The organism is bacterium (assembly GCA_039961635.1).
In the GTDB taxonomy this organism is placed as follows: Bacteria; 4484-113; 4484-113; order JAGGVC01; family JAGGVC01; genus JABRWB01.
The window spans coordinates 1-7395 of sequence record JABRWB010000042.1 but is presented as its reverse complement, the minus strand read 5'-3'; the positions used below and the strand labels follow the sequence as shown (position 1 = coordinate 7395).

The following is a 7395-nucleotide window of genomic DNA, read 5'->3' as shown; positions in this document are numbered from 1 at the left end:
CCCCTACCCCGCCGCCGTAATCCCGTCCAGGAACTTGCCCGCGTCCTCGGCGATGCCCGTGCTGCGCAGCGCGATGTAGAGCTTTCCGTTTTCCACACGCACGTACGCCTGCTGGAACCGCCAGTAAAGCGTGCCCAGCACTCCCAGCACGACGAAGATGAAGCCGAGATAAACGAGCGGCAGCCCCGGATCGCGTTTCCATTGGAAGATGCTCTCGGAGACGATTTTGTCGCCGATTGCGAGCGTGAAGCCGGGCGCGGACAGCGGCTCGTCCTTGGTGATCACCGACATCTGCACCGTCTCGGCGCTGCGCGCGTCGAGAACCCGAAGCTTGGCCATCGGCGGGATCTCGCCCTTGTACTCGCCCGCCTGATACCACGGGCCGACTTTGATGTCGTCGATGATGAAAACGAACGGGGTCGTGGCCGGCCTGCCCTGCGGCACCGCGCGCAGCCCGTCCGGCGTCACTTCGAACGGCACGCCCTGGCTGACTTCGGTGCGGAATTCGGTGCCGTCAATCGTCGCGACCAGCTCGATCCGCCGGTTGAACGCGGACTGGTACAAAACGAGCTTGTCCAGGTGCAGCGGGTAGTTGACGGAAATAACCTTGCTTTTCTTGCGCCCGTTGCGCTCGACGGTGAGATTGGACGTGAACTGGTGGACGATGAACGACTCGAAATCCTTGTAGGCCTGCGGGATGTTCGAACCCATTTTCGACCAGTCGATTTCCTTCACCAACTTGTCGTAGGTGATCTCGAACTGCTCGTTGTGCAGCGTGAACTCCATCGGGGGAAGCCCGCCGACAAGCTTTTGAATGAGCGCCGGCTTGCCCTCGGCCGCGTCCACTTTGAGCGTGACGGTCTGGCCGTCTTCGATTCCGATTACTCCGTTCTGGCCGAAGATGAGATTTATCAGCGCGCCTATTAGGATCATTATCAGCGCGAAGTGAAGCACGACCAGCGCCCACATCCGGCGCATCCCGCGGCTGGCGTACAGATTCAGCGCGCCGTCCGGATGCGAAAGCGCAAACGTGCGGAAGCCGCGCTTTTTCAGCTCGCCTTCAATCCTGGAGAACTCGGATGCGGCGTCCGTTGCGGGTACGACGCGGTGGTGGCGCAGCCGCTCGATCGTGCGGGCGCGGATGCGGACGCGCGGGTTGAACTGCAGCCGCCACGTGCGCACGAAGCGAAGGTAGCTGCAAACGATCGCGCTGACGCTTATCCATCCAAGCAGCACGTTGAAGTAGACCGTGTGATAGATGTCGTGGAATCCGAGCGCGATCAAAATCCGCGCCTTGCCCGCGCCGTACTGCGTCGCGTAATCCGCGGCAGGCTTCATCTGGGGGACGATGGTTCCGATTATCGAGAGTCCCGCGATAATCGAAAGGACGACGACAGCCGAGGGAAGATTGGTGAGGTGGAAGTAAAGCCACGCGAAAAGTCCGCGATCCTCCGCCATCGGAGTGACGGATTGCTCGGGAAGGTCGCTGACGGCCGGCACCGATGCGGCCGAGCCGTTTTGCTCTTCGGCTTCGGGATGCTCCAGTCCGGCGCGGTCGAAGGATTTCTTGTTAGGTTCTGACACGGTGCGATTATATCAATCGTGCCCGGCGGCGCGAAGCCGCTTCGGGCACGATTTCACTTCACAATATCGTTCAAATTGAACAAAAAACGGCGGCTAGATGTACGCGTGAACGCTTTCGAGCTGGAAGTACGAGACGAGGAAATTCACACCGAGGAACGTGATGAGCACGGACAGGAATCCGACCAGCGCGAACATCGCGGTCTTGTTGCCCTTCCATCCCCAGGCAAGCCTGGTGTGCAGGAACGCGGTGTATATCAGCCAGGTGATGAGCGCCCACGTTTCCTTGGGGTCCCAGGCCCAGTAGACGCCCCACGCCTGGTCGGCCCATACCGCGCCGGCGAAAACGCCGAATGTCAGGAACGGGTAGCCGTACACGACGAACCTGTATATCAGCGTGTCTATGTCGTCAAGGCTGAATTTGGAGTCAATCGCTTTCGCCCCCCAGCCGAACTTGCTTCGAAGAATGAAGTAGATCGCGAACGCTGCCGAGAGCATGAACGCCGCGTAGCTTATGAACATCGCGGTCACGTGGATGTTCAGCCACGGGCTCTTTAGCGCCGCGACGAGCTGGCGCGGCTGGTCCATCCCGGCGCGCACGCCTTCGTTCATCATCGAATAGACGATCGCGACCGTCGGGATCGCCACCACGAACGCGCCGAACAGCCGCGTGCGGGCGAGCGGCTCCGCGATTATGTAAATCAGCGCGACCCACCACGCGAAGAAGTTGATCGCCTCGAACAGGCTCGCCGCGGGGATGTTGAACGCGCGGTACTGGTGGTAGTAGTCCACCGCCCGCAGAATCTGGTAGCAGGTGTGGGACGCGAAACCGAGGACGAGAAGCGAATACGCCATCGCGCCGACCGCGCGCTGCGCCTTTTCGCTCCTGACGAACCCGGTGTTTATTGAATAGACGAGCGTGGAGAGCAGATACACTATCCAGCTCGTCTGAACGAACATCGCCTGGGACATGCATTAACCTCCGTGCGCCCGGATGGGCTCACCCGGCAAAGCCGCCGGAATTATACATTCAGGTACTTGAACCACCTAATTCCTACCCCGCAAGTATTCTATTTCACGAGAACGGAACGCGCCCGCGCGCGGACGCTCACATTCCGTCTCCGCCGCTCGATTCAGACGCATTTCCGCGCCGCGCGTTCATCAGCCGTCCACATCGGGCCGCCATTCCCCGAGCCTCTTCAGCCATCTGCGGGCGAACGAACGGTACGCGCCGCGCAATGCGGCGGAGCGCGCTTTTTTCACGAGCTCGCGGAAAAAGTGCAGGTTGTGCAGCGTCAGAAGCACCGGCGCGTTGATCTCGTGCAGCTTGACGAGGTGCGACAGGTACGCGCGCGTGTGGTCGCGGCACACCGGACACCTGCACTCCGGATCCAGCGGCGACTCGTCGGCCGCGTATTCGCTGCGCCGCAGGTCCACCTTGCCGAACCGCGTGTACGCCACATGATGCCGCGCCATCCGCGTCGGCAGGACGCAGTCGAACAGGTCGTACCCCCAGCCGATCGCCCGGATCAAATCCGCCGGCGTCCCGACGCCCATCAGGTACCGCGGCTTGACATCCGGCAGAAGCGCCGCCGTGAGCCGCGCCACCCGGAAGAAGTCCGCGTCGCTTTCGCCGACGGACAGCCCGCCGGCCGCGTAGCCGGGAAAATCGAGCGCAACCGCATCCGCGGCCGCCGTCTCGCGCAAATCCTCAAACAGCCCGCCCTGGATTATCCCGAACATCGCCGCGCCGGGCCGGGCGCACTTGCCCCACCATTTACGTGACTCCCGCAGCCACCGCGTCGTCAAATCCAAATCAGCCGCGGCCTTTTCCCTGCCCGCCGTGTGCTCGCTGCACACGTCCAGCGGCATCGCGATGTCGCTTCCGAAGACGGCCTGCGCCTCGGCCACGCTCTTGGGCGTGAACGCGTGGACGCTGCCGTCAATGTGGCTCTGGAACGCGACGCCCCATTCGTTTATCTCGCACTTTTTGGAGAGCGAGAACACCTGGTATCCGCCGCTGTCGGTGAGTATGCCGCCGCCCCAGCCGGTGAACCGGCGCAGCGCGCCATCCGCGCCGTCGAGTTCGCGCAGACGCTCGATTCCGGGCCGCATCAGGAGGTGGTAAGTGTTCATCAGAACGTGCGGGTAGCCGAGCGCCTTAACCGTGCGCCAGGAAAGCCCTTTAATCGCTCCCGCGGTCGCCACAGGCTGGAAATAAGGCGTTTCCAGCTCGGCATACGGCGTGCGGATCAGGCCGGCGCGCGCGCCGGAGGGATCGGAAGACAAAATCGAAAACTCCACGGAGGGGATTATAGTGTGTACCTTGTACGCCCATTGAAAGCCAAAACCATGAAGCGCGGCATTAATGCCGCGCACTTCCGTAAAGCGCCAGCAGACAGGCAATACTCAAATTCAATCTTCGATTTCATTTCCCACTTGCCATTCCGGTATTTCGCTGATTTTCAGCCTTTTCAAAGATTCTGCAGGATCGGCATAATCCCAGTCATACAGCGGAGCCAAAAACATTTCAGCAAGCTCGTTTCTAGCATTGTGTGCCGCATAGTCGATCGCCAGCTTGCCTTTACCACTGGAAATCATGTTATATGTAAGCTGCAATTGCGTCATTACGCCGCTATTTTCAAATGCATCAATGTTTGGCGCGTCCTCATCGTAACCGGTTACAGGCATCAGATTTAGCGCAAACAACGGGGAAAACGAAAATGCAGTATTCATTGCTGTAAGGCTTTTTCGATAATACTCCGTACGAAGAAGCATTTCTTTTGCCGCGGCTGCGTCGTCTGAATTTTGATCCACGCAAGCGGATATGTAGGATTTGGCAAGCAAATCGATCAGCAAAGGGCTGGACATTTTTTCCATTTGGTCAAATGGATATTCCGTTGAATATTTAACTGCTGATTTATGCCAAAGTGTCAACGCCTCGACATCTCCGCCCAAATGGAATCCTGCTGCAACTTTTTTATATGCATCCCGGAGCATCCTATAGTTCATTTCGTCGGTGTCCCAGGATTCAATGGGATTCATGACGGGCATCAGCAAAGCACCGCTGTTTATCAAGTGGCTGGAAAGTCGAACGTATTCACGCAAGGGATATAGCCTTGGCATCCGGAATTGCGGCTTGGCCAAGGCTTTTCTTAGCTCGTTCTTGGCTTCCTCCCATTCGCCGAGGTTGTTAAGCTCGCAAGCCGCCAAAAAATTCCATGCGCCGTTAGCCGGCTCCAATTTCTCCGCCTCGCGTAATCCGTCAAGCGGCAGTTCGTCCCATTCCGGATTCCATTCATTGCCTTCTTTCCAGGCGCGAGATTTTTCATCAAGCTCGGATTTGAATTTCAGATACATAACATCGGGTACGTTGGGATTGATTTCAATGCTTTTGCTGTAGCACGCGAATCTGCTCATCCCTGCTGTGGTCGGGCGCATTTCCCAATACTCCGCCAAGTGGCCATATCGCCTGTCCATTCCCCGAATCCATTTATCGTCTTGCCTCTTGGAATTGTCCAGATTCCGCATTTGGCCGAATCCTCTAAAAGGCACCGAAGCATACCCCAGCCATGTATATGGCAAAATGTTTACATCGTGCATTGCAATGCTTGCAAATGCGCCCTCGGGCGTGCGCGTAAATAATCGGGAGCGGATTATCGCGTCATCGATGATAAACACAAGGATGAGCGAAGCGATCAATATTCCCAAAAGCGCAAGCGGCAACTTCACAAGCCAAAACAGCCACCCGCGGCCACTTTTTTTCTGCTTGGAATTGGATGATGTTGATGATGCAATCACCGATATCTCCTTCATCGCCTATTCCGGCTCATATGGATTTTGAAATTTGCGCTTCCGGAGCCAAAGCCCGTACCAGTCCCGCGGCCTAGCGTAATTCAGCCACAATAAATCGCGAAATATCTGCCTTGTGCCTTCGCCGGTTGGAGCCACATATCCATAAAAGCGGGCATAAATCGGCTCGTAGTCCGACTCGAACATAAGCATCAGCAATTCAATAGCAGGCAGTTCTGGGGATCCGCCAGTTGCTTGCGCAATTGCCTTTCCTATAGCATGGTCCCTGTCAATAGTGTTCAGTCTTAAGAGCATTTGCATAAAAGGCGTTATTGCCGAAAACATTGAGGCAATCCGACCGTCATTTCTTCCCTTTTCGAAAAATTCGGCGGCTTGCTTTGCAGTATCTGCTTCCGCATACGCCAAAGCAGCTGTTATTTCCAAATTGTAATTCCATGTTTCCTGGGCGATAGCCATAGCTTCGCCGCCTAGAATTTTGACAAGTGCGCTGGCTGTAACCGCGTTGTCGGTGCTGCCGTTTTCCGCGGCTCCCATTTTGCAGGCGGCGCGGTGCATTGCAGTCATTATGCGCTCATAAGGATAACCGAGCCGAAGCGCAACGCGGGCGTTTTGATAAGCGTCTTTAACCGCGATTTCCTCCGGCAGCGAACGGGCGGTACCCAAGACTGGGGCGAGCATCAAATACTCTATAAGCGCAGGATTGTCCGCAAGCTCCTGTTCTAATGCAGTATCATCCAAGTTCGTAGAGTCGTATGAATCCGGAAAAAGCACGGGGATTACAAAATGTTCGCTTGATGCTGACTGCTCGAATAGCGGAATCGCGCTATCCCAATTTCCAAGATTAACGTAATAAACGGCTTCCATAAACAAGTAATAGCCGTTTTCGCTTTCCTGCATGTACGCATTCCTCATTGCGTTTATCGGAATCAAATCCCAATCGGGATTCCAAATTGCCACATTGCCCAAGTCGCTATGCTTGACGAATTCCTCGCACTTTTCTTCCAATTCCAGACTGCCCAACAACGAAATCACTGCTGGCCTGTTTGGATCAATTTCCAACACCATTCGAAGCATTTCCGGATCGTAGTAGTCGTTGGCGTAATTGGTCCATGCAAGAAGTTGCTCAGGAGTGAAATCCGCAGGACGATTATTGGCCCGGCCTTCGGAGTTTGCTCGCAGCTCCCAATATTCCGGCAGGTTTCCGAATTCGGATTCGGCATCGCGAACAGCCTGTTCAAACGCAAGCTGATTCGGAAGTGTTTCGGTGGCCGGCCTTCTCAGCTCCCTGGCCTTTTCGCGGATATAGAACAGATACAAATCATTCAAAGTCGAGTTTTGGTCGGCGGCGGAACCAAACTGGGCGAAAACCAGCCCGGCGATTATGGCAACCGCCGCCGCAATTGCCTTAAGTGAAAATCTCCGCATGATCATGTTGCGCCCCTTTGAATCTCGACAAATTCACATTAAACGCTCACATTTAGGATTCTACAGCATTGCGCAAAGTTCCATCCTTAGTTGTGCCAATGGTATGCGAGGTTTCTCGATTTTTCAGGGCGGCTGCCGCCCGCCCCAATTCCCTATTCCCAAACATCCTATCTCCCTCGTTTTTCCCGAGTCGCGCCCTGTCGCGCACCTTGCGCGCGTTGATAATGCGTTTATTGCGCGCAGATACGGCGGCGGCGAAACATGCGGTAAAGCGCGGGTGAATGAGGGCCGCGGTCGCGCTCCAATCCGCGTCCCCGGTCGCGGCCCGCGTCGCGGCTGTTTTCCAGGGCGCGTCGCGTCCCCGATATGCGGCGTGAACGCCGCGCGTCCCGGATCGCTGATAGTTCAAGAAAGTCTGCGCCGTTCGGGCCGCGCGCCTTGATTCCAAAAGCGAATTCCAAAAGCGGTGCCGCGGATTAGTTACGGCCGCCTACCGCACTTTGAATTCGCCGTACCGCTTATTTTCCGCGGGAGTGTCCAGATAGAAGTACCACTTGCCCTTGTCCTGCACGAGTT

At 56.6% G+C, this 7395-nt stretch carries 6 protein-coding genes; 1 reads left to right on the top strand and 5 read right to left on the bottom strand.

Features of this window, described 5'->3' with window-relative positions; translation table 11 throughout:
- Window positions 1-3: 3 nt before the first annotated feature.
- The 4 genes from HRF49_07200 to HRF49_07185 form a co-directional block, all read right to left on the bottom strand.
- On the bottom strand, window positions 4-1584 hold the full coding sequence (locus HRF49_07200) for a cytochrome c biogenesis protein ResB (GenBank protein MEP0814436.1): 1581 nt from the start codon (window positions 1582-1584) through the stop codon (window positions 4-6).
- Window positions 1585-1677: 93 nt separating this feature from the next.
- Window positions 1678-2553, bottom strand: coding sequence for a c-type cytochrome biogenesis protein CcsB (gene ccsB / locus HRF49_07195; GenBank protein MEP0814435.1), 876 nt, complete (start codon window positions 2551-2553; stop codon window positions 1678-1680).
- A 189-nt stretch (window positions 2554-2742) separates the two neighbouring features.
- Window positions 2743-3894, bottom strand: a complete 1152-nt coding sequence (tgt, locus tag HRF49_07190; GenBank protein MEP0814434.1) for a tRNA guanosine(34) transglycosylase Tgt — start codon at window positions 3892-3894, stop codon at window positions 2743-2745.
- A 102-nt stretch (window positions 3895-3996) separates the two neighbouring features.
- Window positions 3997-5022, bottom strand: coding sequence for a hypothetical protein (locus tag HRF49_07185; protein ID MEP0814433.1), 1026 nt, complete (start codon window positions 5020-5022; stop codon window positions 3997-3999).
- Window positions 5023-5266: 244 nt separating this feature from the next.
- On the opposite strand from HRF49_07185, the gene HRF49_07180 reads away from it, so the two are divergent.
- On the top strand, window positions 5267-5425 hold the full coding sequence (locus HRF49_07180; GenBank protein MEP0814432.1) for a hypothetical protein: 159 nt from the start codon (window positions 5267-5269) through the stop codon (window positions 5423-5425).
- On the opposite strand, the gene HRF49_07175 is transcribed toward HRF49_07180, so the two are convergent.
- Window positions 5401-6819: a hypothetical protein gene (locus HRF49_07175; GenBank protein MEP0814431.1), complete on the bottom strand. Its 1419-nt coding sequence runs from the start codon at window positions 6817-6819 to the stop codon at window positions 5401-5403. The genes HRF49_07180 and HRF49_07175 overlap by 25 nt on opposite strands.
- Window positions 6820-7395: the final 576 nt, after the last annotated feature.